Genomic DNA, 23,773 nt, shown 5'->3' on the forward strand with positions numbered 1-23,773 from the left:
CCTCTCTGCGGTCCGGATCTCAGTCCGCTTGCGCTACCGCGCCGAGCAGTTCCCGGACCCGGTTGGCGACGGTGATGAATTCCGGCGTCTCCATCGTCGTGGCGTAGTCGCGGTGCGCGGGCAGGTCGACATCGAGCAATTCGATGATCTTGCCCGGCCGTGGACTCATCACGACCACCCGATTGGCGAGATAGACGGCCTCGGCCACCGAATGCGTGACCAGCAGGACCGTGGTACCCGTCTCCCGCCAGATGCGGTGCAGTTCGACGTTCATCCGTTCCCGGGTGAGCGCGTCGAGTGCCCCGAACGGCTCGTCCATCAGCAGCACTTCCGGTCGGTGCAGCAGGGCTCGGCACAGCGAAACTCGTTGCTGCATACCACCGGAGAGTTCGTGCGGCAGGGCATTCTCGAAGCCGCCGAGGCCGGTCATCTCGATGAGCCGATCGCATTCGGCGGCCGCTGCCCGCTTGTCCATGCCGCGCATCTCCGCCTGCAGCAGGATGTTCTTGCGCACGGTTCGCCATTCCAGCAGCGCGGCACGCTGGAATACGTAACCGATATCGCGCTGCGGTCCCCGCACGGAGGCTCCGCCGAGTTCGACGCTGCCTCCGCTCGGGTCGGTGAGGCCCGCGACGACTTTCAGCAGCGTCGATTTGCCGCAACCGGACGGGCCGACGATCGACACGAATTCGCCGCGACGGACGTGGAGATCGACATCGTGCAGGGCGGTGACCTCACCGCGGGTGGAGGAGAACCTTACGGTCAGCCCGTCTACGGCGACCGCGGTGCCGGTGCGGGTGTCGGTGGGTGTGCTCATTTCGTCACCTGTTCCGTCACGGCCGGCTGGTCGGCGTGAATTTGGAGTCCCAGTACTTGGCCGGATCCTCGGCCTTCTCGAGGAGCTTGGCGTTGCTGAGCACCTCGACGGTGGCGCGCCAGTTCGCCTCGGCATTGGTTCCCGGCGCCTTACCTGCGGTTTCCGGGGTGGTGAGCAGCGGGATGGTCTGCTGCCACTGCTGCAACAGCACCGGCTGCGGCGGCAGTTGCGGGTCCTTGCCTTCCATTGCCGCGACCGCGGCTTCGGGCGCGGCGGCCGCGGCGGCGAAGGCCTCGCTGGTCGCATCGACCATGGCCTGCACCAGTTTCGGCGAGGACTCGATCGTGGCCTGGTTCGCGATCAGGCCGTTGCTGAAGAAGTTGAGTCCCTGCTCCGAATACCGCAGGTAGCGCACCTCTTTGCCGCTCTTGTTCGCGATGGTGGGACCCTGGTCGTGCGCGAAGCCGATCAGCCCGTCGACGCGGCCCGAGAGCATCGCCGACATCTTGCCCGCGGAGTCGAGGCTCTGCTGGGTGACCTGATCGGCGGGTACGCCCGCCTTGTCGAGATAGACCGGGAAGGTGGTAGTCGGTGCGTCGCCCGCGGAGACGGCGATGGTCTTGCCCACCAGGTCGGCCGGCGTCCGGATATTCGAATCGGCGAACACCTGCACCGCCGACGGCGTGGTCTGCAGGAAGACGCCGACGCTCTTGACCTTGACGCCCTTGTCGATATTGCTCAGGACGGCGGGCGTATCGGCCCAGCCGAAATCGGTCTGCTCGGAACCGGTGGCCTGGGTGGTCTTCGTCGACCCCTGGCCGGCCGAGATCTTCAGATCGATGCCGTGCTTGGCGAAAATACCTTCCTGCACTCCGTAATAGAACGGGGCGTGCTCGCCGTAGGGGTACCAGTTGAGCATCAGCGACACCGGGGTGGTCTTCCCGTCGGTGCCGGGCTCCTTGGCTTCGGTGCCGCCGCCTCCGCAGCCGGTCAACACCAGCACCGATGCCACCGCGGCGGCCCCGATGGACGAGAGTGTGCGTGTTCGGAATTTCATGCGAGTTCTCCAGCTGTGGCGCGAATACGGTGGTTCGGCATGCTCAAGCCGCCCCGACGACCGAGGCCGTGGATCGACGGGAGGCGTGCCAGGGAATGAGGAACTGTTCGGCGATCTCGATGATCGCGAACAGGATGATGCCGAGCAGCGACATGATGATCAGGGCCGCGAACAGCATTGCGGTGTCGATGTTTCCGTTGGCCTGCAGAATCACATAGCCCAGACCTTCGTTGGCGCCGACGAATTCCCCGACGACGGCACCGGTGACGGCGAGGGTGGCGGCGATCTTGAGTCCGGACATCAATTGCGGAAGCGACGCCGGAAAACGCACTTTCACGAACGTCTTCCAATTGCTCGCCCCCATGGTGGAGGTGAGTTCGAGGATCTCCGGGTCGACCGAGCGCAGGCCGGCCATACCGGAGATGACGATCGGGAAGAACGCCATCAACACGGCGACGAGAATCTTGGGGCTGGTGCCGAAGCCGAGCCAGACGATGAACAGCGGGGCGATCGCGATTTTCGGGATGACCTGCGCGAAAAGGATGAGCGGGTACATCGTTCGCTCGACGCCACGCGAATAGATCATCACCAGGGCGACGGCTTCGCCGATCAGTGCGGCGATGATGAAGCCGACCACGGTTTCGTAGGTGGTGACCCAGGTGTTCTCGAGCAGGTACGCCGAGTTGTCGACGGTGGTGCGCCAGGTATCGGCGGGCGACGGCAGGATGTAGGGCTCGACGAGCTCGAATTTCGTGACGGCCCACCAGGCGACGACGAGCACCGCCACCAGGGCGAGTGGCCGCCAGATGGTCGACCAGAGACCGGCCGGGGATGGGAGCTTTCGGCGCCGGGGGCGAACGGGTTGCGCCGCTTTCGGTGCGGGGGAACCGGCCTCGACGGACGTGACTACCGCCATCTGGAGTCCTAAAGCTAGTAGTGGAGCGGGATTCGAACTGCACCCGCTGGGAATGCGCTTTCCGAAGCTGGATCCGAGGCTAGTGTGACCCGACCCACAGTGTCAAGGGTTTCGAATCGAACCAGGTCAGGGGCGGTGCAAAACGCTGCTGTCGCGCAGGATCACTCGGCCGGGCACGAATTCGTGTGCGCGCGAGGACGTTGCGGTGTCGTCGAGCGCGAGCGCGACGGCCCGTTCGCCGATGTCCACCAGCGACAGCGCCACCGTCGAGAGCCCTGGTACGTGGTCGCGCAGCGTGGGAATGTCGTCGAACCCGGCTACGCAGACATCGTCGGGCACCGCCAAGCCGAGCTCGCGCCAGGCCGCGATCGCCCCGATCGCCATCACGTCGCTCACGGCGAAGACGCAGGGCGGCACCGGCTGCCCGTGGCGCAGATCCAGGGCCGCGGCGAGGCGACGCGCCGCGCTGAAACCGCCGTCGCGGGAGAAGTCTCCCGCGATCTCCACCAGCGGTGTCACACCCTGCGACGCGAGCGCCTCGACGAAGCCGTTGCGCCGGTCGACGGCGGTCCTGATGTGGCCGGGCCCGCCGATCACCGCGAAGTCGCGATGCCCCTGGCCGAGGAGTGCGTGCGCCAATTCGGCTGATGCCACATAGTTTTCGGGCTCGACGGCGGCGCCGAAGGACAGCGGTTGCCCGACGACGACCACCTTGCCGTTGTTGTCCAGATACCGCGCGCACTCCTGCTCGAGATCGCGGTCGAGATCGCCGCTCTGGCGCGAACCCGCGAGGATGATCGCGTCGGCGCGGTGCGAGATGAACGTGCTCACCGATTCGCGCTCGATGTCGAAATCGCGTTGCGTGCTGGCCAGCAGGACGAGCTTGCCCGCCCGGCGCGCCGCCGTCTGCACCCCCTGCACGATCGAGGAGAAGTAGGGGTCGGCGATGTCGTGCACGACAAGTCCGATCAGCCCGGTCGACGACCGCGCCAGGGCCTGGGCCTGGGCATTCGGCACATAGCCGAGTTCGGCGGCGGCGGCGCGGACCCGGTCGGCCACGCCTTCGCCGGGCACCCGCGACGACCCGTTGAGCACGCGCGAGGCGGTCGCCTGGGAGACGCCCGCCCGGATCGCGACGTCTTGCAATCTCACAGCCGCCATGACTTCGTGCCTCGTTCCCTCGGTTCGGGGTGGGGTTGACCGGACTCGGTGACTTAGCATAGCTTGGAAAGCGCATTCCGAGCTGACTTGTCCATCGCCGTGTGCGGAGTTTCTCCGCACCGTCCGCGACCCATTCTGCGGGTCGTCAGCCACGCAAATCAGAAGAGGCACAGAACAATGCCCGATTCCACTCCCCCGCGCACGCTCCGCATCGCCATGAACGGCGTCACCGGGCGCATGGGTTACCGCCAGCACCTGATGCGCTCGATCCTGCCGATCCGCGACGCAGGCGGCCTCCTGCTCCCGGACGGCCGCCGCGTCCAGGTGGAGCCCATCCTCGTGGGCCGCAATGCCACCAAGCTGGCCGAACTCGCGGCACAGCACGGTATCGCCGAATGGAGCACCGATGCCGCCGCAGTCATCGCCGACCCGTCCGTCGACATCTACTTCGACGCACAGGTCACGTCCCGGCGCGCCGAGGCGCTCGCGGCGGCGATGAAGGCGGGCAAGCACGTGTTCACCGAGAAACCGACCGCCGAAACCCTCACCGAGGCCGTAGAACTCGCCAGGGTCGCCGCGAACGCGGGCGTCACCGCGGGTGTCGTGCACGACAAGCTCTATCTGCCCGGCCTGGTGAAATTGCGCAGGCTGGTCGACGAGGGCTTCTTCGGGCGGATCCTGTCGCTGCGTGGCGAATTCGGCTACTGGGTCTTCGAGGGTGACGGCCAGCCCGCCCAGCGGCCCAGCTGGAACTACCGCGCCGAGGACGGCGGCGGCATCGTCGTCGACATGTTCTGCCACTGGAACTACGTGCTCGAGGGGCTACTCGGCAAGGTCGAGGCGGTCACCGCGAAGGCGACGACCCATATCCCCACCCGGTGGGACGAGCAGGGCAAGCCGTACGACGCCACCGCCGACGATGCCGCCTACGGCATCTTCGAGATGGCCAACGGCGTTGTCGCGCAGATCAATTCGTCGTGGGCGGTGCGGGTGTACCGCGACGAGCTCGTCGAGTTCCAGATCGACGGTACGCACGGTTCGGCCGTGGCCGGATTGCGCAAATGTGTCGCACAGCATCGCTCGCATACGCCCAAACCCGTGTGGAACCCGGATCTCCCGGTCACCGAACCGTTCCGCGAGCAATGGCTCGAGGTGCCGGCGAACGCCGATCTGGACAACGGCTTCAAATTGCAATGGGAGGAGTTCCTCGCCGACGTGGTGCACGAGCGGCCGCACCGCTACGGGCTGCTCTCCGCCGCGCGCGGTGTCCAGCTCGCCGAACTCGGCCTGCGCAGCTCCGCCGAAGGCCGCCGCATCGAGATTCCGGAGGTCACGCTGTGACCGCGGCCTCGACCGATGTGTCGGTGCTGCTGCCCGCCGGTGACCGGCTCGAACGGTACGTCCTCGGCGCTCCGGGGGCGTGGACGCGGCCGACCCGGCCGATCACCTCGCGGGTGGCTTTCGCCGCCGCGCATGTGATTCCGCGTGCCACGGCCGACAACACGCCGGGCGCGCCCGTGACGATCGACTGGGACGCGACGCTGGCCTACCGGCACGAGCTGTGGTCCTACGGACTCGGTGTCGCCGATGCCATGGACACCGCGCAGCGCGGGATGGGCCTCGACTGGCGGACCACCGCCGAATTGATCCGGCGCTCCGGCGGCGAGGCCGCCTCCACCGGTGGCAGGCTCGCCTGCGGTGCGGGCACCGATCAGCTCGACCTCGACGGCCTGCCCGCCGGACCGGCCGGGCTCACCAGGATCGTCGACGCCTACCGCGAGCAGATCGACGTGGTGACCGAGGCGGGCGCGCAGGTGATCCTGATGGCTTCGCGGGCTCTCGTGCGGGTCGCGGAGTCGGCGGCCGACTATGTGGACGTCTACGAGCGACTGTTGGCGGGTGTCGACCGGCCGGTGATCCTGCACTGGCTCGGCACCATGTTCGATCCCGCGCTGCACGGCTATTGGGGTAACGACGACATCGCCACCGCCACCGAGACTTTCCGGACGCTCATCGAGAACAACAGGTCGAAGATCGACGGCGTCAAGGTCTCGCTGCTTGATGCCGGACACGAGATCGCGCTGCGGCGCGCCTTGCCCGCGGGGGTCCGGCTCTACACCGGCGACGATTTCAACTACCCCGAGCTCATCGTCGGTGATACGCAGGGATATTCGGACGCACTGCTCGGCATCTTCGCGGCGATCTATCCGGCCGCCTCCACCGCACTGCAGGAACTCGACAACGGCAACGTCGCACGCGCATCCGAAATACTAGCCGGCACACAGGAACTCGGACGGCATATCTTCGCGGCGCCGACCTACTACTACAAGACCGGGATCGCGTTCCTGTCGTGGCTCAACGGTCGTCAGCCCGGCTTCTCCATGGTCGGCGGGTTGTCCACGGGCCGTTCCGTCACGCACCTGGCCGAGCTCTTCCGGCTCGCCGACCGGGCCGGGCTGCTGTCGGACCCCGAACTGGCCGCGCACCGCATGCGGCTGTACCTCGAACTGAACGGACTCGGATCATGACATCGGTTGTCGCGCAGCAGGTCCCGTACGATGCGGCCGCACCGTACCGGTCGCTGTCGCTGAACACCGCGACGACCAAGCGGTGGACCCTGGCCGAGGCGGTGGACGGTGCGGCCAGGGCCGGGCTCGGCGCGATCGGGCTGTGGCGTGATCGGGTCGACGAGCTCGGGGCCACCCCCGCGGCGAAGATCGTGGCCGACGCGGGTCTGCGCGTCTCCAGCCTGTGTCGCGGCGGCTTCCTGACCGGGCGGGAAGACGGACCGGCCGCGCTCGACGACAACCGCCGTGCGATCGACGACGCGGCGACACTCGGCACGCGGGAACTGGTGATGGTGATGGGCGGGATCCCCGATCGGGATCTCGCGGGCGCCCGAGCACGGGTCGAGGAGCGGCTCGCGCTCCTGGTCCCCTACGCCGCCGAACGCGGCGTACGCCTGGCGCTGGAACCGCTGCACCCCATGTTCTGTGCCGATCGAGCCGTGATTTCCACACTGGCGCAGGCACTCTCGATGGCAGCGCCGCATCCGGCCGAGACGGTGGGTGTCGTGGTCGACACCTTCCATCTCTGGTGGGACCCGACCCTGGCGGAACAGATCGCGCAGGCCGGTGCGGACGGCCGGATCAGCTCGTATCAGGTGTGCGACTGGCTGAACCCGATGACCGCCGACCCGCTGCTGTCCCGGGGCATGATGGGCGACGGCGTCATCGACTTCGCGACCATCGGACGCTGGGTCCGCGACGCCGGGTACCGCGGCGACGTGGAAGTCGAGATCTTCAACGCCACGGTGTGGTCGAGCGACGGCCACGAGGTGATCGAGACGATGAAGCGGCGGTATCGGGAGCTGGTACTGCCGTCCCTTGTCGGCTGAGATCACCCGGCCGCGGTGCTGTCAGCGTTGACGGCTGCCCCATCGGATTAAGCGCGAGAACTTCTTTCGAGCCCGCCGGCCACGGGCTGCTGGCCCGTGGCCGTCATGTCCGGACAGGTGACGGATGAGGTCGGCACGCTCGGCAGCGGAGATTGCCGGGTGTGCGAGGGCGCAGGCCACGGCGTCGTGTGCATAGTAGGGACGCCTCCTGTCGTAGGCACTTCGCGCCGCGTCGAGGACCTGGGCGGGAGGGTAGTGCCCTGTCGACGCCAGGCATAGGCGGGCGAGTTTCGTGATGGTGCTGGGGAACAGGCCGTGCGAGACGGTGTCGCCCGGCTTGCCTTCGGCGAGGGTGATCAGACCGGCCAGGATCCGTGGGCTGTCCGGGGTAGGGATATCGACGGGGGGCGGAAAATCACGGGCCAGGTAGGTCAAGACGGCCCATGCACCGTCGGTGGAGTCGAATGCCGCATGCACCGCCTCGAGCAGGTCCGGTCGCATCAGCCGGGCCGTGCACAGCAATTGCGCATCGGGGACGTCGCGCAGGACGAGGCACAGTCGCCGCGTGTCCGTCACCGAGATTTTGTCCAGTGCCGAGAGAGAGTCGGTGGACCCGGCGAAGTCGACATCGCGAGGCCGGATACCGGAGAACACGGTGCGCAGGACGGAGTCCGACAGCCACTCCATCGGCACCGGCCCGAAGAACGCCACGAGCCGGACAACAGCTTCTTCCACCGGGATTCGGACCGCCGACTCCATCGGCAGACGGGCAATCACATCACCCAGGGCAGCCGTGAGCCGACTTCGCGAAAATTCCGGCAGGACTTCGTGAATCGTATATGCGTAGGCATACCGAGAGTGGACATAGCGGCTGATGCCGAGCAGGTCACCCACCAGCCGCTCGTGGTCGATGTGGCCACCGATCACGAGCTGTCGCCACGCCTGGTACGAGGCATACCGCCGGTGTTCGATGAAGTCCGGTGGGCGAGGATCGCTGCGGAAGAGCTCGGCTCCATGATCCGCTCGGCCGGTCATGATCATGGAGGATAAGCAAACTCCTCCGCTACCGCGAGCGACCGAGGCTTGCCAGTACCGCCTGCGCCGATCGTTCACCCGAGGTGGCCACGTCGGCCAGGGACGGTACATCGAGCTGGTAGTCGCACGGCTGTCAGCGGATCCTCAGGTTTGCCTGGGAAGGTCGGTGACACCCCAGACAAAGGAGTCGTTCGTGTTCAACCGTTGGGGCGAGCTGGTACATAGATTTCGTTTCGCCGTCATCGCGGTTGTCGGTGCCGCGCTGCTCGGGCTCGGTGGGTACGGGCTCGGATTGTCCGATCACCTCACCTCGAGCGGCTGGGACGACCCCGGGTCCGAATCATCGCAGGGCTCGCGGATCGCCGACGAGGCGTTCGGCCGCGACCACACCGCCGACGTCATCGTGCTCTACAACGCTCCCGACGGTAAGACGATCGACGATCCGGAGTTCAGCGGCACGGTTGTCGCAGGTCTGAGCAAGGCATTGGCCGAGCACCCCGACGCGATCGACAAGATCAACGGCGCCTATTGGCGGGTGGGCGACGCGGCCGCGGTGCCGTCGGTGTTCGGGTCGGCCGACAAGCGGCACGCGTTCGCCTCGGTCGCGCTCGTCGGCGACAACGACACCGACCTGCTGCGCAGCTACCGGGCGGTGAGCGACGCCTTCCACATCGACGGTGTGGACGTGGAGGTCTCGGGACTGCAGGCCATCGGCGGCACCCTGAACGACACCATCGCCACCGACGTCCACCGGATGGAACTGCTGGCCATTCCCGCTGTGGCGGTGCTCCTTTTCTTCATCTTCGGTGGCGTCGTCGCCGCCGCGCTGCCGCTGATCATCGGTGGGCTCACCATCTTCGGCGCCAACGGCATCGTGATGGCGATCACGAACTTCACCGACGTCAACTCGTTCGTCTCCGCCGTGGTGTCGATGATCGGCCTGGGCCTGGCCATCGACTTCGCCTTGTTCATCGTCAGCCGGTTCCGGGAAGAGCTGGCGGCCGGTTACGACACGCGCGCGGCAGTCCGGCGCACGGTGATGACCGCCGGACGCACCGTCATCTCCTCGGCGACGATGATCGTCGCCAGCCTCGGCGGCATCCTGCTGTTCCCCCAGGGATTTCTCCGCTCGGTCGCCTACGGCACCATCGCGACGGTGTCGCTCGCCGCCCTGACCGCGGTGACGATCCTGCCCGCGATGCTGGCCGTGCTCGGGCCACGGGTGGACATGCTCGGCATCAAACGCTTCCGCAAGACCAAGTCCGCCGAGGAGATCGAGAACGGCTTCTGGGGCAGGCTCCCCCGCTGGGTGATGCGACACCCCTTGAAGGTGGCCGTGGCGGTCGTCGTCGGGCTGCTGTTGCTGATCATCCCGATCAGGAACCTGGCCTTCGGCGGCATCAACGAGAAATACCTCCCGCCCGACAACAGCACCCGGCTCGCCCTCGAGCACTTCTACGAGGTGTTCCCACTGAAGAAGACCGACCCGATCCAGCTGGTGTTCGTCGGCAAGGACACCACCGCCATCGGCGCGGTCTGGAAGCAGGCAAACCAGGCACCCGGGCTCGTCGGCCAGTTCGGCGTGCCGAGCAACACCGGCTCCAACGACCCGGCGGTGTACCGCACCTCGGCCACCCTGGTCGATCCGACCGGCAACGCCGAGCCGACGATCGACTACCTACGCGCCATCGACGTACCGGACGGGGTGGACATGTATGTCGCGGGGCAGCCCGCGATCATGGCCGACAGTATCGACAGCCTGCTCGACCGGATGCCGCTGATGATCGCGCTGGTCCTGTTCGTCACCACGCTGCTGATGTTCCTCACCTTCGGTTCACTGGTACTGCCGATCAAGGCGGCGCTGATGAACGCCCTCGGGCTCGGTTCCACACTCGGCATCCTGACCTGGATCTTCATCGACGGTCATGGCGCCGGGGTACTGAACTTCACGCCACAACCGATCAGCGCACCGGTACTCATGCTGATCATCGCGGTGATCTACGGCTTGTCGACCGATTACGAGGTCTTCCTGCTCTCCCGCATGGTCGAGGCCCGCGCCCATGGCGCGTCGACCACCGAAGCGATCCGCACCGGCACCGCACAGACGGGCCGCATCATCACCGCGGCCGCGCTCATCCTGCTCGTCGTCACCGGCGCGTTCGCGTTCTCCGATCTGGTGATGATGCAGTACATCGCCTACGGCATGATCGCGGCACTGTTCATCGACGCGACCATCCTGCGCATGCTGCTCGTCCCCGCCATCATGAAGCTCCTCGGCGACGACTGCTGGTGGGCGCCCAAGTGGGCCAAGCGAATTCAGGAGAGGATCGGCCTGTCCGAACCGGTCCTCGCCGACGACCGACCCGACCGGGACGCGATGGTCGACCTGGTGCGGACGACACCCGTCACCGACCCGCCGACCATGCGAATGGCCGCGGTCCCCGACAGCAAGCCGGCACGCACACCCCGCCGCCCACGCACCGTCGCCGAGATCGAAGCCGAAGCCCCGACCCACCGACTCGGCAGAATCGTCGACCGGCCGTTTCGTTGAGAAGCCGCCGAAAATTCCGGAACCGGACGGAGGAACTCGCAGACACGGGCGAGTCGAAGCGAACGGAGATCGACGGAATTGTCGTCGGATCTCGTCGGCTGGCACTACTGGCATTACAGCGCGTCCGGACGGGTAACTTCGGCGTCCCTTGACTTCGCTACTGAGTGCGCTCATTATTGAGTGGACTCATTAGTAGGGAAGGGCACCATGCGAGCATTCGTGATCGACCGGTACAAGGAGCCCCTGCGGGAGGCGGACGTCGCCGAGCCGGTGATGGGCGACCACGATGTGCTGGTCCAGATCCGCGCCGCCGGCCTCAACAGCCTCGACGAGAAGATCCGGGCGGGCGAGTTCAAGCGGATCCTTCCGTACAAGCTGCCGCTGGTCCTCGGCAACGATCTCGCCGGAACGGTGATCGGCGTCGGGCCGAAAGTGCGGGAGTTCAAGGCTGGTGACGAGGTGTTCGCCCGGCCCGACAAGGACCGGATCGGTACGTTCGCCGAACGCATCGCGGTCGCCGAAACCGACCTGGCGCGCAAGCCGTCCTCGGTCGGCTTCGAGGAAGCCGCCTCCCTGCCGCTGGTGGCCTTGACCGCATGGCAAGCGCTGGTGGAACGCGGCGATCTCGGTCCGGGGCAACGGGTCCTCATCCATGCCGGTGCGGGTGGAGTCGGGTCGATCGCGATCCAGCTCGCCAAGCACCTCGGCGCCACGGTCGCCACCACCGTCAGCACCGGCAATGTCGAATTCGCGCGGGAGCTTGGCGCCGACGTGGTGATCGACTACCGCGAGCAGGACTTCGAACAGGTACTCGACGGATACGACCTGGTTCTCGACAGCCTCGGCGGCCAGAATTTGGAGAAGTCGCTGCGGGTGCTGCGTCCCGGCGGCACGGCGATCGGGATCGCCGGACCACCCGACCCGGCGTTCGCCCGCCGGCTGGGCGCGAACCTCGTACTCCGCCTGGCCGTCGCCGCACTCAGCAGCGGAATCCGCCGACGGGCCGAGCGACTCGGCGTGAATTACGAGTTCCTCTTCATGCGGGCCGACGGCGCCCAGCTGCGCCGAATCGCCGCCCTGGTCGACGACGGCGTCCTGCGCCCGGTCGTCACCAGGGTCTTCGACTTCGACCACACCGAGCAAGCACTGCGGTCTCTGCAAGACCGGGGCACCCGCGGCAAGTCCGTCATCACCATCCCCTGACCCACCGAGCCAGAAAGCGGACCGTCATGAGCACGCACGGGAACGTCATCACCTCCTACAAGGACGCACCGACCCGCACCGTCACCGCGGGCGGGGTGACCTACGCCTACCGTGAGCTCGGACCGAAAGGCGGTGTGCCCGTTGTCTTCTTCGTCCATCTCGCGGCGAACCTCGACAACTGGGACCCCAGGATCATCGATCCGCTGGCTCGGCAGCACCACGTCGTCACCTTCGACAATCGTGGTGTCGGGGCGTCCTCCGGCCGGGTGCCCGACAGCGTCGAGGCGATGGCCGACGACGCCTACTCCTTCGTCACCGCGCTCGGCTTCGACGAGATCGACGTCTTCGCCTTCTCGCTCGGGGGTTTCGTCGCCCAGGACCTGGTGATGAAACACCCCGCGCTGGTGCGCAAACTCGTCCTCACCGGCACCGGACCCAAGGGCGGCAAAGGCATCGACAAGGTCGTAGGCGTCACCTACCGCGACATCCTGCGTGCCACCGCGACCCGCTCCGATCCCAAAGAGTTCCTGTTCTTCAACCGCGACGCCGACGGCAAGGCGGCCGGGCGTGCGTTCATCCAGCGGCTCGCGGAACGCACCACCGACCGCGATACACCCGTCACCGTGCCGACATTGCGCAGACAGTTGAAGGCGATCAAGAAGTGGGGGCTGTCCTCCCCCGACGACCTCACCACGATCACCCAGCCGACTCTCATCGCCAACGGCGACAACGACCGGATGGTGCCCTCGGTCCTGTCCGAGGACCTGCACCGGCGCATCCCCGACAGCGAGCTGATCATCTACCCCGGCTCCGGGCACGGCGGGATCTTCCAGTTCCACGACGAATTCGCCACCGCCGCAGCCGAATTCCTCGCCCGATAGATTCCCCGGCACCCGATGCAGCGGCGCCGGATCCGCTCGCAGGATGGGCACGATAGCCTCGTCGTGAGTCGATTCACCCAGCAACGAAGGACCGAAGGTGTCACCCCAAGCCGGCAGGCGCGAGCGAAACAAACAGCAGAAGCTCCAGCGGATCACGGCCGCCGCTCGTGAGCTGTTCGCCGAGCGCGGTGTCGACGAGGTCACCACCCAGGAGATCGCCGACAAGGCCGACATCGGCGCGGGCACCCTGTTCCTCTACGTCAAGAACAAGGGCGAACTCCTGCTGCTCGTGCAGAACGCCGGCTACGCCGAGGCTCTCGCACGCGGCGTCGCGGCGGCCGAAAACCTCCCCGACACCCTCGACGCGATCATGGCGGTCATCCGCAGCATCGTCGAGTGCAACCGTACACAAATCGACAACGGACGAACCTACCTGCGCGAGATGGTCTTCGGCGACTCCGCGGAACCCCATCATCGCGACGCGCTCGCACTGACACTGCAGACCGAAGCAGCGGTTGCCGACATACTCCAGCGTGAACAGCGCATCACCCCCACCGACGCCGCCGCCCTCGCCCACATCGTCTCCGCGATCATGTTTCTCAGCATGGCGGCGACCGGCAACATCACCACCTCGACCGACGACATCGTGCAGCAGATCAGGGACCAGGTCCGGGTCCTGCTACGGCGGTGAGACCGAGCCGACCCGCGCCGGGTCAGGCCTTCATCTCGTAGGTCCCGGCCAGCCCGCGCGCCTTGGCGAGCACACGCTCGAAGCGAGCCTTGTCGAAGGCGGGGCGGCGAACCAGGTCGAGGGCCCGGCGTTGCTGGACGGCGGTGGCGGTCGGTTTGTTGTGCAAGGCGAGGGCGTTCGTGGAGAAGCCGCGAACGAAGCCGTCGAAGATCTGGTCGATGATCGCGGGGTCGGTGCCCTCGATCACCGCCTGCTCCAGCACCAGCTGCGCGTAGGGCACAGCGGTGAACAGCTCACCGAAAGCGAACAGGAAGTCGACGTCCTGCTGCTGTGACGGCGTCGGAGCGGCGACGGCGAGCAGTGCTTGCAGCGCGAGCACCTGCTCGAGGAACACCGCGACATTCGGCACGTCACGGAAGCTCTCGAAGACCGGACGCCAATCGGCGAAGCGAATCCGGCCGAGGCCACTGCTCGGTCCCTGCCGGAACAGGAACTCGTCGTCGGCGGTGTCGTGCCGAGTCGGTACCGGTTCGTAAGCGGCGCAAGCCAATTCGGCGCCGAGCGGTTTCACGATCGAGCCGAGACGCGGAGCGAGCTTGCGACTCGTCCACGACAGCGCACCGGCCGCGGCGCGGGTGGCCGCCTGGGGCGCCACCGCGACACCGGGCAGCGATCGCATCGCGGCCAGACCGGCATCGGCCGGGTGGAACATGTAGTTGGCCATGAACTTCAGCGACAGTGCCATGTTGACGTGGACGGTGCCCTCCAGCCTCGGGAGCCCGAACATGGCCGTCATCGCGACGGGGAAGTACATGTCGTTCTCGAACCCGCGCGCGGCGATCACATCGGCGAGGTCTTCGATCACGCGCTGTCCATGGCGGGTCACCGACATCTTCTCGATGGCGTTGAACAGCAGGTAGCGCCGATCCTCCGGTGCGGCCGAACGCATGTAGTCGACCGCGCGAGCACTGTAGAGCTTCATCGCGGCGATTCGTGCGTAGGAATCGGTGATCAGGGCTCGGACCTGTGGGAACTCGGTGACTCGGTGCCCGAACAGAATCCGGTTCTCCGCGTGGTCGATCGCCTCGTAGAAGGAGTGCTCGCAGGCGCCGATCGCGCCGAAGCCGAGGTTGAACTTGCCGACATTGACCGTGTTCATCGCCGCGTGGAACGCATCCTCGCCGCGGTGCAGGATGTCCTCCTCGGCGACGGGATAGTTCTCGAGCTCGAACGCGGCGACATAGATCTGGTTGTTGACGACGTTCTTGCGCAGCTTGTATGCCTCGTGCTGGGAGTCCGCGACGAAGAAGAGGTACCCCTCGTAATCCTCCTGCGTCGGTTTACCCCGCATCGCCGCCGCGCTGTCGATGATCGGCTTGTCCGAGCGACGGCCGAATACCGAGACCATCGAGGCCAGGTTGCCGTTGCCGATGTAGTACTTGCCGCCGGTCGCGGTGTATCCACCGTCGGGCTGGGGGTCGACGATCATGTCGGTGGAGTACACGTCGGCGCCGTGTTCCTTCTCCGACAAGCCGAAAGCGAAGATCTCACCGGCCTCGAGTTGGGCGGCCGCCTTCCGTTTGGCCACGGTGTTGTCGCTCTGCCAGATCGGCCCGAGACCCAGAATGGTGACCTGCCAGATGTACCAGTAGGTCATGCCGTAGAAGCCGAAGATCTGGCTCAGCATGGCGTTGCGCGAGGTGTCCCAGCGCTTGTTCGGGTCACCGCCCGCCTCCGCGGCGGGAGTGAGGAAAGTCGCGAACAAGCGCTCCTTCTTCACGAACTCGAGGAACTCCGACGGCCAGACGCGAGTGCGATCGTCGTCGAGCAGCCTGGTCTTGCCCCGCGACTCGAACCAGTCGACCGTCGCGCGCAGCAACCTGCGCGTCTCCGGGTCGAACTGCGCGAAGTCGGCGGTGTTCGGGTTGAAGAGATCTTGGGGCATCACGGCTCCTCCTGCGGGCATCCGGCGCGGTCGGACGGTTCATTCAGCACTGTAGCATTTTCATACAGTGATGTAGGAACAGTGGACGGGTTGCTATTGTGTGCGCATGGGTAGCGAGACGGCAGTGCAGCGGCGAGGGCGGGCCGCGCATCTCGGCCCCGAGCGACGCAGACCCCAGGTGCTCGACGCGGCGCTGGCCATCGCCGCCGATCACGGCGTCGCGGCGGTCACGATGGGCGCGGTCGCCGATTACATGAAGGTGACCCGCCCGGTGGTCTACGCCTGCTTCCCGGATCGGGTCGAACTGATCGACGCACTGATCCAGCGCGAAGAGACCTTCCTGATCTCCGGCGTGCTAGACCTGCTGCCGCCGCGCACCACCAACGCCGACGAGACGGTCTTCGTGGAGGGGTTCCGCGCCCTGTTGCACAAGGCATCCGAACGGCCCGACGCCTGGCGGCTGATCTACGGCAATCCCGATCCCGCGGTCGCCGGTTCCTTCGGGCGCGGCCGGCGGCTGGCCGTCGAACGCTGCACGGCGCTGCTGCGCCCGACCTTGCACGCCTGGGGAATCGAGGACGCCGAGCGCAAACTCCCCGCGCTCGTGGAGTTGTGGGTCTCGGCGGCGGAAAGCGCGGTCCGGACCCTGTTCACCAATCCGGGCGAGTGGAACCCGGATGATCTCGGCGCCTTCGTCGGCTCGGCGGTCTACCGCGCGATGCGTAGCGCATAAGGCCGCCCAGACCATCCCGCGCCGGCCCGGCGTACCGGTTGCCGGTACCAGCGTTACCGGATACTCTGAGCATGTCGGTGCACAACTGTTCACTCAAATATGACAGGCAGGGCGGACCATGGGGTCTCGTTACACAGATTCGGTCAGTGCGTGGCGCGAACAGGTGCGCAAGGAACTGCGCACGGTCACCGAGTTCGCCCAGGAAGCCCGGGCGGCCGCTACCGTTCGCGGGCGAGGAATCGGCCGCGTCGCCGACGGAGCCCGGCGGGACGTGACCGCGGAGGCACGAGCGTTCGCCGACGATCTCGCCGATCTCGCCGATGCTGCCCTGCGTTCACGCACGGACGGCCGGAAGTCGCTGGGCAACCTCTTCGGGAGCCGTGCGCGCAGACGCCGTTGAACCCAGCGTCGGCCGCGAGGCGTACGCGCGATCCAGACCTCACCGCCGGCCCGGCTAGCCTGTGAGCAAGGCCGGGTGCACGCGGATGTCGTCCGGCCATGGTGGCAACGACGACGACAAGGAGTCCACGGGTGGCTGTCCTGGACGCGAAGCTGAGCGGCATCTACGACGAGGTATTGCGCCGCAATCCCGGGGAATCCGAGTTCCACCAGGCGGTACACGAGGTTCTCGACAGTCTCGGTCCCGTCGTCGCCAAACACCCGCAGTACGCGGACGCCGCGGTGATCCGACGCTTGTGCGAGCCCGAACGGCAGATCATCTTCCGGGTGCCGTGGGTCGACGATTCCGGCACCGTGCAGATCAATCGTGGCTTCCGGGTGGAGTTCAATTCCGCGCTCGGCCCGTACAAGGGCGGGCTCCGCTTCCATCCCTCGGTCTATCTGGGCATCGTGAAGTTCCTGGGGTTCGAGCAGATCTTCAAGAACTCGCTCACCGGACTCCCGATCGGTGGCGGTAAGGGCGGCTCGGACTTCGACCCGAAGGGCCGCTCGGAGGGTGAGGTGATGCGGTTCTGTCAGGCGTTCATGACCGAGCTCTACCGGCATCTCGGTGAACACACCGACGTACCGGCCGGCGACACCGGGGTGGGCGGCCGGGAAATCGGCTACCTGTTCGGCCAGTACAAGCGCATCACCAACCGCTACGAGTCCGGGGTACTCACCGGCAAGGGCCTGACCTGGGGCGGTTCGCAGGTGCGCCGGGAAGCCACCGGCTACGGAGCGGTCTTCTTCGTCGACGAAATCCTTTCCGCCGCAGGCCGATCCATGGAAGGCCAGAAAGTCGTGGTGTCGGGTTCGGGCAACGTCGCGATCTACGCGATCGAGAAGGTCCACCAGCTCGGCGGCACCGTGGTCGCCTGCTCGGATTCCAGCGGTTACGTCGTCGACGAGCAGGGCATCGATCTCGAACTGCTCAAGGAGATCAAGGAAGTCCAGCGCGGCCGGATCGCCGATTATGCCGAGAAACGTGGTGGTGCCGCACAATTCGTCGCGGGCGGTTCGCTGTGGGAGGTGCCCTGCGATATCGCGCTGCCGTGCGCGACCCAGAACGAACTCGACGGCACCGCCGCGGGCAAACTCATCGCGAACGGCTGCCGGATCGTCGCCGAGGGCGCCAATATGCCGTGCAGGCCGGAGGCGGTGCGGTTGTTCAACGAGGCGGGGGTGATCTTCGCGCCCGGTAAGGCGGCCAACGCGGGAGGCGTCGCGACCAGCGCGCTCGAGATGCAGCAGAACGCCTCGCGCGACTCGTGGAGCTTCGAGCACACCGAGGAGCGCCTGGCCGAGATCATGCGCGGCATCCACGATCGCTGCCTGGCCACCGCCGACGAATACGGCGTACCGGGCAACTATCAGGCAGGCGCCAATATCGGTGGGTTCATCCAGGTCGCCGACGCGATGCTGGCTCTCGGCGTCATCTGAGCGCTGCCTCGCCGGCGGACAGCGCATCGCCCCCAATTGTGGGGGCTGGTGCCAATTCTCGAAATCTGCTCGAGGTGAATGCCTCGCGGCGCTACCTTCTGTCTGCTCGCCGCTCAACGAGCAGATCGGAGTCAATCGATGTTCGCCTTGTCGCTGTCGCACCGCCTCCGGGTGGCCGCGATCGCTGTTGTCACGACCGCCGCCGCGTTCTGTGCGGTAGCGCTACCCGCCGCCGCCGCGCCCGCACGAGATCCGATCCTCTTCGTCCACGGGTGGCGGGGTTCGGCCGCGAACTGGGACTACATGTGGGGACGGTTCCTGAACGACGGGTACTCCACCGATCAGCTGGCACGGTTCACCTACGACAGCACCCCGTCGAACAAGGACATCGCGGTGCAGGTGAAGGCGCAGGCCGACGCGTTGCGGGCGCGGACCGGCGCCGCGAAGGTCGACATCGTCACGCACTCGATGGGTGGCCTCAACAGCCGCTGGTACCTGAGGAATCTGGGCGGCCTCGACCTCGTCGACGACTGGGTCTCCCTCGGCGGACCCAACCACGGCACGGACACCAGCAACAGTTGTTACGACGTCTCCTGTGTGGAGATGCGGGCCGGGTCGACCTTCCTCACCGACCTCAACAGCGGTGACGAAACACCGGGGCGGGTGAACTACGGGACCTGGTGGTCACCGTGCGACGAGATCATCAACCCGGATGAGAGCACTATCCTCAACGGCGCCACCAACACCCGCACGGCCTGCCTCGGCCATCTCCCCCTGCTGTCCTCGGCGCAGGTGTACGAGGGGGTACGCGATTTTGTGAGGTAACGGCCCGCCCCGCCCCTTCCAGGCCACCTACGGTCGTTTGTCTTTCGCAGGCTGGGTAGTCCTGTGCAGTAAGGACAAAAGGGGCGGGATGCGAGGAGTAGACCCATGAGCACCACCAGTTGGATCGTGACAATCATCGTCGCGGTTCTGATAGTCGCCGTGCTGGCCACCGTCGTCGCGGCGTTCCTGCGTAAGCGTCGTGAACACCACCGGGTCGAAGCGGCCGGGATCCGGGAACGAGTGGCGGGGCAGGAACTCGAGGTCGGGCAGCGGGAGGCGCGGGCGGAGGAGCTCGCCGCCAGGAGCCGCGCGGCGCAGGCCGAAGCGGACGCCAAAGCCGCGCAGGCCGAACAGCTTGCTCAGCAGGCCCAGGTGCACCACAGCGACGCCGCGGATTCACGAGCCGAGCTGGACAAGGAACGGGAGCGCGCGGACCGGCTCGACCCGGACCGCAAGCGGGCGCGGACCACGGCCGACCAGCCCGAGCAAACGCCGAACACCTGACAAAGCCGAACTCCTGAGGAGGTTGCCATGACATCGGCCGACGCCGATTCGACCCGCCTGCGCGAAGAACGCGCGGAGCTCATCGACAGACGAGCGAAGTTGAGCGAGTCGATCGAACGCGTCCAGCACGTCGGAAGTGCCGCTGACGGTGAGGAATACGTCGAGGCGCGGGAAGAGAAGGCCCTCATCCAAACCCGTCTCGACGAGATCGACGAAATCCTGGCCGGGGATCGGCGGTCCTGACGCGTCATCCCCCCCCCCGTCGTCCGGCAAGTATCGTTCACTTACGCCGAACATGTGCTGGACGAGGGGGCTGACCACAGATGAACGATGTGCCGCACATCCTCACTCCCGGCGAGACCTGCTGGCAGATCGCCCGAGCCGACCGCCTGGCCTGCATCATCGACGCGGCCGACTACTTCCGCTATGCCAAATCCGCGATGCTGCGGGCGCGCAAACGCATCGTGCTGATCGGCTGGGACTTCGACACCCGGATCAAGTTCGAACCGCAGAAGAAGACCCTTGACGGGCCGGACCGGCTGGGCAAATTCCTGTCGTGGCTGCCGAAACAACGGCCGGACCTCGACATCTATCTGCTGAAGTGGAATGTCGGTGCGTTCGCCGCGATCGGCAGGGGGATGACACCGATCTTCGTCGCCAACTGGTTGACCGACCGGCGGCTGCACTTCGAAATGGACGGGGCGCACCCGATCGGCTCGGCGCACCATCAGAAGATCATCGTGATCGATGACCAGCTCGCGTTCTGCGGCGGCATCGACATGACCGTCGACCGCTGGGACACCAGCGACCACCGCGACGACAACGCCTACCGAACCGCGCCGAACGGCCGCCGCTACGGTCCGTGGCACGACGCGACCACCGCCGTGGACGGCGCCGCCGCGAAGGCGATCGGCGAACTGGCCAGAGCCAGGTGGAAGGCGGCGACCGGGCAGGAACTCGGGCCGGTCGACGAGATCGCCGGGGACACCCCGTGGCCGGAGGGGCTGGAGCCGACGATGCGATCCGTCGACGTGGGGATCGCCCGGACCCTTCCCGAGCTCGCCGACCGCGCCGAGGTCCGTGAGATCGAGGCGCTGTATCTCGCGGCGATCGCGGGCGCGACCCGTTCGCTGTACATCGAGAGCCAGTACCTGGCTTCGCGCACCCTCGCCGAGGCGATCGCCGCCCGCCTGCGTGAACCGAACGGTCCGGAGATCGTGTTGGTCCTCCCCCGGCATGCCGACGGCTGGCTCGAGCAACTGGCCATGGACGGTGCCCGTCGGCGCCTGCTGCATCTGCTGTGGAAAGCCGACACCGAGCAGCGGCTAGGTGTGTACTACCCGGTCACCGCCGACGGTGCGCCCATCTATGTCCATGCGAAGGTGCTGGTGGTGGACGACCGCCTGCTTCGCGTCGGGTCGTCGAACCTCAACAATCGGTCGATGGGTTTCGACACCGAGTGCGACCTCGCCGTCGAGGTCACGCCCGCCACCCCCGACGGTGAGCTTCTGCGCGAAACCATTCTCGGCATCCGCCGCCGCCTCCTCTGCGAACACCTCGACGCCGACCCCGCCAAGTTCGACGCCACCCTCGCCGAAACGTCCTCGCTCGTTCGCACCGTCGAAGCACTGCGCGGCGAAGGCCGGACCCTGATCCGGTTCGAGCCCGAAACGGTCGCCGACGAGGACAGCCCGCTGGCCGAAAGCGAACTGATGGATCCCGAACGCACCCCGGCGAGGTTGTGGGACAGTCTTTTTCCGAGAGGCGTTCGCCGCCCGGGGCCCCCTCGATAAGCGCGTGGCGGTTCGACTCAGGGGAACCGGGCGGTGAGATCGGTCGAGATCTCGTAGTGGCGTACCAGGAACGACCGTTCGTCGAGCTTCTTGCGGCGCAGCCAGCCGGTCACCTCGGCATTGCATTTGCTGGCATTGCACGACGCACACGCGGGTACGACATTGGCGAGCGTGTAGCGCCCACCGCGTGAAATCGCCCGCACACAGTCCTTCTGCGGCGACGCGGCCGCAGAGCCGCAGTAGGCGCAACCGCCCCAGGACGCCTTGAGCGCATCCCACTGCGCGTCGGTGAGGTCGTGGGCGACGAGCCCCATCCGTTTCTTGCGCTTACGCGCCGCGCGAACCTGTTTGCTACCGCCAGTCGGCACGACGGTGAGAATACGCGGTCCGGCGATGGTCACGCGCCATTCCACTGTTACCGGGTCTTGATTGCTTCCTCGGTTCACACGGAGCAGAGTTGGGTTGCACAGCGCGAAACACCCCTCCCGAGCACACGCTGATCGGAGAATCATGGGTCACCGGACGAGTTTCGCAGTGTTTGTCGCGACCGTGAGTTTGTTCATCGCCACGGCCTGCGGAACGTCGTCCGATTCCGGCGGCGATACCACCGGCACATCGGCCGGTGCACAGGCCGAACCCGCCTACGCGGCCACCCTGCGGCCGATGATCACCCAGCTCATGAAGGACAATGTCATTCCCGGCGCTGTCGTTGTCGTCAGATCGCCGAAGGAAGGCGACTGGACCGAGACGTTCGGCACCCGTGTCATCGGTGCCGACGATCCCCTGTCGGCGGACGACTACTTCCGGATCGGCAGCAATACCAAAACCATGACCTCGACGGTCATCCTGCAGCTGGTACAGGAGGGCAAGCTCGCCCTCGCGGACCCGATCGATAAATACTGGCCGGGCGTGCCGAACGGCGACGAGATCACCATCGCCCAGCTCTCCGAAATGCGCAGCGGGCTATACAGTTACACCTTCGACCCGGAATTCAATGCCACACTCGACAGTGACCCGGACAAGGTGTGGACGCCCGAGGAGATGCTCGCGATCGCCTTCTCCCATCCGGTGAATTTCGCGCCGGGGGAGAAATTCGAGTACAGCAATACCAATACGATCCTGCTCGGCCTCGTCATCGAGAAGGTCACGCAGATGTCGGCCGCCGAGAATTTCCAGAAGCGGATCTTCGAACCGCTCGGCCTGAAGCACACCTCGATGCCCGCCGCGACGGACACCTCGATCCCCGACCCGCACCCGCAGGGGTACGCGTTCGGCACCAATGTCTCCACCATCGACACCTTCGCCCTGCCACCCGAGCAGCAGGCCGCCGCCCTCGCGGGCACGCTGCAACCCGGCAACGCCACCGACGCGAGCCCGTCGTGGACGTGGACCGCCGGTGCCGCGATCGCGACGGCCGGCGATATGGCGACGTACGTGCGGGCGCTCGTCGAGGGCGACATGCTCGACGAGCAGCTGCAGCGAACGCGGATGGACAGCATCCAGCCCATCGACCCGGCTGCCCCCGATGTCGCCGGTTACGGCCTCGGCATCGTCCGATTCGGAATGCATCTGTTCGGGCACGACGGTCAGATCCCCGGATACATGACCTTCATGGGACACGACCCGGCCTCGGACCTCACGATCGTCGTCGCCACAAACCTCGCGACAGTGCCGTCGGGCGAGGGTTCGGCCCTGGTACTGGCCAAAGCCATGCTGCCGGTCTTCTACGGCAACGAACCGGCGCCGGACAGCCCGGCCGCACCGGACGCCCCAACCACAACTCCTCGTTGACAGGCCGACTCGTATCAGCGGAGGTGTCAGGAGGGCGTCAGGCTCGTGTCAGGGACGGGCGACAGAGTGTGTCCATCGAAGAAAGCGGGCCCGCCGAAAAGGGCGGGGCCACAAGCGAAACGAGGGACACGACATGATCACCACCGCTTCTCTGACCGACCAGGACAAGGCCACCCTGCGCAGCGCCGCGTACGGCGCTGTCTCGCTCATCGCCGCCGCGGGCGCGCCGCACAAGTCCGTCTCCCAGGGCACCACCGCCCTTACCTCGGCGACCGGGCTGGTCGGGCATGTGCTCTCGGCCAAGTCGCGCGATATCCACCTGCCGGGTAAGACTGTCGCCGAGTTCGCCGATCATGTCCTGCCCGCCCTGACCGCGGCGATGAAACTGCTCGACGCCCACGACCCCGCCGAGGCCGGGAATTTCCGCGACACCGTCCTCGTCGCCGTCCAGGCCGCCACCCACACCAAGAAGGACCCCTCGCCCGCGGTGACCGCGATGGCTGCCAAGATCACCGCCGCCCTGGCCTGACAACGGCCGAAACCGTAAAGGGCTGTGCGCAGATTCCCGGATCTGCGCACAGCCCTCGACGGC

Annotated in this window: 23 protein-coding genes; 16 read left to right on the forward strand and 7 right to left on the reverse strand. The window is 66.6% G+C overall.

Annotated features, from left to right (window positions below):
- Nucleotides 1–19: 19 nt before the first annotated feature.
- From AB0F86_RS11055 to AB0F86_RS11070, 4 genes are all read right to left on the reverse strand, one after another.
- A complete protein-coding gene (locus tag AB0F86_RS11055) occupies nt 20–817 on the reverse strand; it encodes an ABC transporter ATP-binding protein (RefSeq protein WP_356983570.1) in 798 nt (265 codons plus the stop codon).
- Nucleotides 818–833: 16 nt separating this feature from the next.
- On the reverse strand, nt 834–1,874 hold the full coding sequence (locus AB0F86_RS11060; RefSeq protein WP_356983572.1) for an ABC transporter substrate-binding protein: 1,041 nt from the start codon (nt 1,872–1,874) through the stop codon (nt 834–836).
- Between the two features lie 43 nt (nt 1,875–1,917).
- The gene (locus tag AB0F86_RS11065) at nt 1,918–2,790 is read right to left on the reverse strand and encodes an ABC transporter permease (protein WP_356983574.1); all 873 of its coding nucleotides are present in this window, start codon (nt 2,788–2,790) and stop codon (nt 1,918–1,920) included.
- Nucleotides 2,791–2,916: 126 nt separating this feature from the next.
- On the reverse strand, nt 2,917–3,951 hold the full coding sequence (locus AB0F86_RS11070) for a LacI family DNA-binding transcriptional regulator (protein WP_225279347.1): 1,035 nt from the start codon (nt 3,949–3,951) through the stop codon (nt 2,917–2,919).
- A 177-nt stretch (nt 3,952–4,128) separates the two neighbouring features.
- On the opposite strand from AB0F86_RS11070, the gene AB0F86_RS11075 reads away from it, so the two are divergent.
- Genes AB0F86_RS11075 through AB0F86_RS11085 form a run of 3 tightly spaced genes read left to right on the forward strand, consistent with a single transcriptional unit; the run spans nt 4,129 to nt 7,348 of the window.
- Nucleotides 4,129–5,292: a Gfo/Idh/MocA family oxidoreductase gene (locus tag AB0F86_RS11075; RefSeq protein ID WP_356983577.1), complete on the forward strand. Its 1,164-nt coding sequence runs from the start codon at nt 4,129–4,131 to the stop codon at nt 5,290–5,292.
- Nucleotides 5,289–6,479, forward strand: coding sequence for a dihydrodipicolinate synthase family protein (locus AB0F86_RS11080; RefSeq protein WP_356983579.1), 1,191 nt, complete (start codon nt 5,289–5,291; stop codon nt 6,477–6,479). The genes AB0F86_RS11075 and AB0F86_RS11080 overlap by 4 nt, the downstream gene beginning before the upstream one ends.
- A complete protein-coding gene (locus AB0F86_RS11085) occupies nt 6,476–7,348 on the forward strand; it encodes a sugar phosphate isomerase/epimerase family protein (protein WP_356983581.1) in 873 nt (290 codons plus the stop codon). The genes AB0F86_RS11080 and AB0F86_RS11085 overlap by 4 nt, the downstream gene beginning before the upstream one ends.
- Before the next feature lie 21 nt (nt 7,349–7,369).
- On the opposite strand, the gene AB0F86_RS11090 is transcribed toward AB0F86_RS11085, so the two are convergent.
- Nucleotides 7,370–8,383, reverse strand: a complete 1,014-nt coding sequence (locus AB0F86_RS11090; protein WP_356983583.1) for a hypothetical protein — start codon at nt 8,381–8,383, stop codon at nt 7,370–7,372.
- Nucleotides 8,384–8,576: 193 nt separating this feature from the next.
- On the opposite strand from AB0F86_RS11090, the gene AB0F86_RS11095 reads away from it, so the two are divergent.
- The 4 genes from AB0F86_RS11095 to AB0F86_RS11110 all read left to right on the forward strand — a co-directional run bounded on the left by AB0F86_RS11095 (nt 8,577) and on the right by AB0F86_RS11110 (nt 13,709).
- The gene (locus tag AB0F86_RS11095) at nt 8,577–10,934 is read left to right on the forward strand and encodes an MMPL family transporter (RefSeq protein WP_356983585.1); all 2,358 of its coding nucleotides are present in this window, start codon (nt 8,577–8,579) and stop codon (nt 10,932–10,934) included.
- Nucleotides 10,935–11,141: 207 nt separating this feature from the next.
- Complete coding sequence (locus AB0F86_RS11100) at nt 11,142–12,137, forward strand: NADP-dependent oxidoreductase (RefSeq protein WP_356983587.1); 996 nt, start codon at nt 11,142–11,144, stop codon at nt 12,135–12,137.
- A 26-nt stretch (nt 12,138–12,163) separates the two neighbouring features.
- Nucleotides 12,164–13,018, forward strand: coding sequence for an alpha/beta hydrolase (locus AB0F86_RS11105; RefSeq protein ID WP_356983589.1), 855 nt, complete (start codon nt 12,164–12,166; stop codon nt 13,016–13,018).
- 97 nt (nt 13,019–13,115) lie between these two features.
- Nucleotides 13,116–13,709 (forward strand): helix-turn-helix domain-containing protein, encoded by a 594-nt coding sequence (locus tag AB0F86_RS11110; RefSeq protein WP_356983591.1) that lies wholly within the window; start codon nt 13,116–13,118, stop codon nt 13,707–13,709.
- A 22-nt stretch (nt 13,710–13,731) separates the two neighbouring features.
- On the opposite strand, the gene AB0F86_RS11115 is transcribed toward AB0F86_RS11110, so the two are convergent.
- Entirely contained in the window at nt 13,732–15,654 is a 1,923-nt protein-coding gene (locus tag AB0F86_RS11115) for an acyl-CoA dehydrogenase family protein (protein WP_356983593.1), read from the reverse strand.
- Between the two features lie 106 nt (nt 15,655–15,760).
- Between AB0F86_RS11115 and AB0F86_RS11120 the strand changes: the two genes are divergently transcribed.
- From AB0F86_RS11120 to AB0F86_RS11150, 7 genes are all read left to right on the forward strand, one after another.
- Nucleotides 15,761–16,387: a TetR/AcrR family transcriptional regulator gene (locus tag AB0F86_RS11120; RefSeq protein ID WP_356983594.1), complete on the forward strand. Its 627-nt coding sequence runs from the start codon at nt 15,761–15,763 to the stop codon at nt 16,385–16,387.
- Between the two features lie 118 nt (nt 16,388–16,505).
- A complete protein-coding gene (locus tag AB0F86_RS11125; protein ID WP_181698249.1) occupies nt 16,506–16,787 on the forward strand; it encodes a hypothetical protein in 282 nt (93 codons plus the stop codon).
- A 131-nt stretch (nt 16,788–16,918) separates the two neighbouring features.
- Entirely contained in the window at nt 16,919–18,268 is a 1,350-nt protein-coding gene (gdhA, locus tag AB0F86_RS11130; RefSeq protein ID WP_181698248.1) for an NADP-specific glutamate dehydrogenase, read from the forward strand.
- A gap of 138 nt (nt 18,269–18,406) precedes the next feature.
- Nucleotides 18,407–19,093: a triacylglycerol lipase gene (locus tag AB0F86_RS11135; protein ID WP_356983596.1), complete on the forward strand. Its 687-nt coding sequence runs from the start codon at nt 18,407–18,409 to the stop codon at nt 19,091–19,093.
- A gap of 105 nt (nt 19,094–19,198) precedes the next feature.
- Nucleotides 19,199–19,597, forward strand: coding sequence for a hypothetical protein (locus AB0F86_RS11140; protein WP_225279335.1), 399 nt, complete (start codon nt 19,199–19,201; stop codon nt 19,595–19,597).
- Between the two features lie 27 nt (nt 19,598–19,624).
- On the forward strand, nt 19,625–19,840 hold the full coding sequence (locus tag AB0F86_RS11145) for a hypothetical protein (RefSeq protein ID WP_181698245.1): 216 nt from the start codon (nt 19,625–19,627) through the stop codon (nt 19,838–19,840).
- Between the two features lie 80 nt (nt 19,841–19,920).
- A complete protein-coding gene (locus AB0F86_RS11150) occupies nt 19,921–21,390 on the forward strand; it encodes a phospholipase D-like domain-containing protein (RefSeq protein WP_225279334.1) in 1,470 nt (489 codons plus the stop codon).
- A 17-nt stretch (nt 21,391–21,407) separates the two neighbouring features.
- On the opposite strand, the gene AB0F86_RS11155 is transcribed toward AB0F86_RS11150, so the two are convergent.
- Nucleotides 21,408–21,758 (reverse strand): HNH endonuclease signature motif containing protein, encoded by a 351-nt coding sequence (locus AB0F86_RS11155; RefSeq protein ID WP_356983598.1) that lies wholly within the window; start codon nt 21,756–21,758, stop codon nt 21,408–21,410.
- A gap of 181 nt (nt 21,759–21,939) precedes the next feature.
- Here AB0F86_RS11155 and AB0F86_RS11160 point away from each other — a divergent pair, with 181 nt between their 5' ends.
- Both AB0F86_RS11160 and AB0F86_RS11165 read left to right on the forward strand, forming a co-directional pair.
- Entirely contained in the window at nt 21,940–23,181 is a 1,242-nt protein-coding gene (locus tag AB0F86_RS11160) for a serine hydrolase domain-containing protein (RefSeq protein ID WP_356983600.1), read from the forward strand.
- Nucleotides 23,182–23,314: 133 nt separating this feature from the next.
- Nucleotides 23,315–23,710 (forward strand): hypothetical protein, encoded by a 396-nt coding sequence (locus tag AB0F86_RS11165; RefSeq protein WP_356983602.1) that lies wholly within the window; start codon nt 23,315–23,317, stop codon nt 23,708–23,710.
- Nucleotides 23,711–23,773: the final 63 nt, after the last annotated feature.

The sequence above is a fragment of the Nocardia sp. NPDC023733 genome, assembly GCF_040639775.1.
Taxonomy (GTDB): Bacteria; Actinomycetota; Actinomycetes; order Mycobacteriales; family Mycobacteriaceae; genus Nocardia; species Nocardia rosealba.

Bases quoted from the DNA above. Each gene is read 5' to 3' on its own strand.
- AB0F86_RS11055 (WP_356983570.1), bottom strand. From the start codon at position 817: ATGAGCACACCCACCGACACCCGCACCGGCACCGCGGTCGCCGTAGAC.
- AB0F86_RS11060 (WP_356983572.1), bottom strand. From the start codon at position 1,874: ATGAAATTCCGAACACGCACACTCTCGTCCATCGGGGCCGCCGCGGTG.
- AB0F86_RS11065 (WP_356983574.1), bottom strand. From the start codon at position 2,790: ATGGCGGTAGTCACGTCCGTCGAGGCCGGTTCCCCCGCACCGAAAGCG.
- AB0F86_RS11070 (WP_225279347.1), bottom strand. From the start codon at position 3,951: ATGGCGGCTGTGAGATTGCAAGACGTCGCGATCCGGGCGGGCGTCTCC.
- AB0F86_RS11075 (WP_356983577.1), top strand. From the start codon at position 4,129: ATGCCCGATTCCACTCCCCCGCGCACGCTCCGCATCGCCATGAACGGC.
- AB0F86_RS11085 (WP_356983581.1), top strand. From the start codon at position 6,476: ATGACATCGGTTGTCGCGCAGCAGGTCCCGTACGATGCGGCCGCACCG.
- AB0F86_RS11090 (WP_356983583.1), bottom strand. From the start codon at position 8,383: ATGACCGGCCGAGCGGATCATGGAGCCGAGCTCTTCCGCAGCGATCCT.
- AB0F86_RS11100 (WP_356983587.1), top strand. From the start codon at position 11,142: ATGCGAGCATTCGTGATCGACCGGTACAAGGAGCCCCTGCGGGAGGCG.
- AB0F86_RS11105 (WP_356983589.1), top strand. From the start codon at position 12,164: ATGAGCACGCACGGGAACGTCATCACCTCCTACAAGGACGCACCGACC.
- AB0F86_RS11115 (WP_356983593.1), bottom strand. From the start codon at position 15,654: ATGCCCCAAGATCTCTTCAACCCGAACACCGCCGACTTCGCGCAGTTC.
- AB0F86_RS11120 (WP_356983594.1), top strand. From the start codon at position 15,761: ATGGGTAGCGAGACGGCAGTGCAGCGGCGAGGGCGGGCCGCGCATCTC.
- AB0F86_RS11125 (WP_181698249.1), top strand. From the start codon at position 16,506: ATGGGGTCTCGTTACACAGATTCGGTCAGTGCGTGGCGCGAACAGGTG.
- AB0F86_RS11135 (WP_356983596.1), top strand. From the start codon at position 18,407: ATGTTCGCCTTGTCGCTGTCGCACCGCCTCCGGGTGGCCGCGATCGCT.
- AB0F86_RS11140 (WP_225279335.1), top strand. From the start codon at position 19,199: ATGAGCACCACCAGTTGGATCGTGACAATCATCGTCGCGGTTCTGATA.
- AB0F86_RS11145 (WP_181698245.1), top strand. From the start codon at position 19,625: ATGACATCGGCCGACGCCGATTCGACCCGCCTGCGCGAAGAACGCGCG.
- AB0F86_RS11150 (WP_225279334.1), top strand. From the start codon at position 19,921: ATGAACGATGTGCCGCACATCCTCACTCCCGGCGAGACCTGCTGGCAG.
- AB0F86_RS11165 (WP_356983602.1), top strand. From the start codon at position 23,315: ATGATCACCACCGCTTCTCTGACCGACCAGGACAAGGCCACCCTGCGC.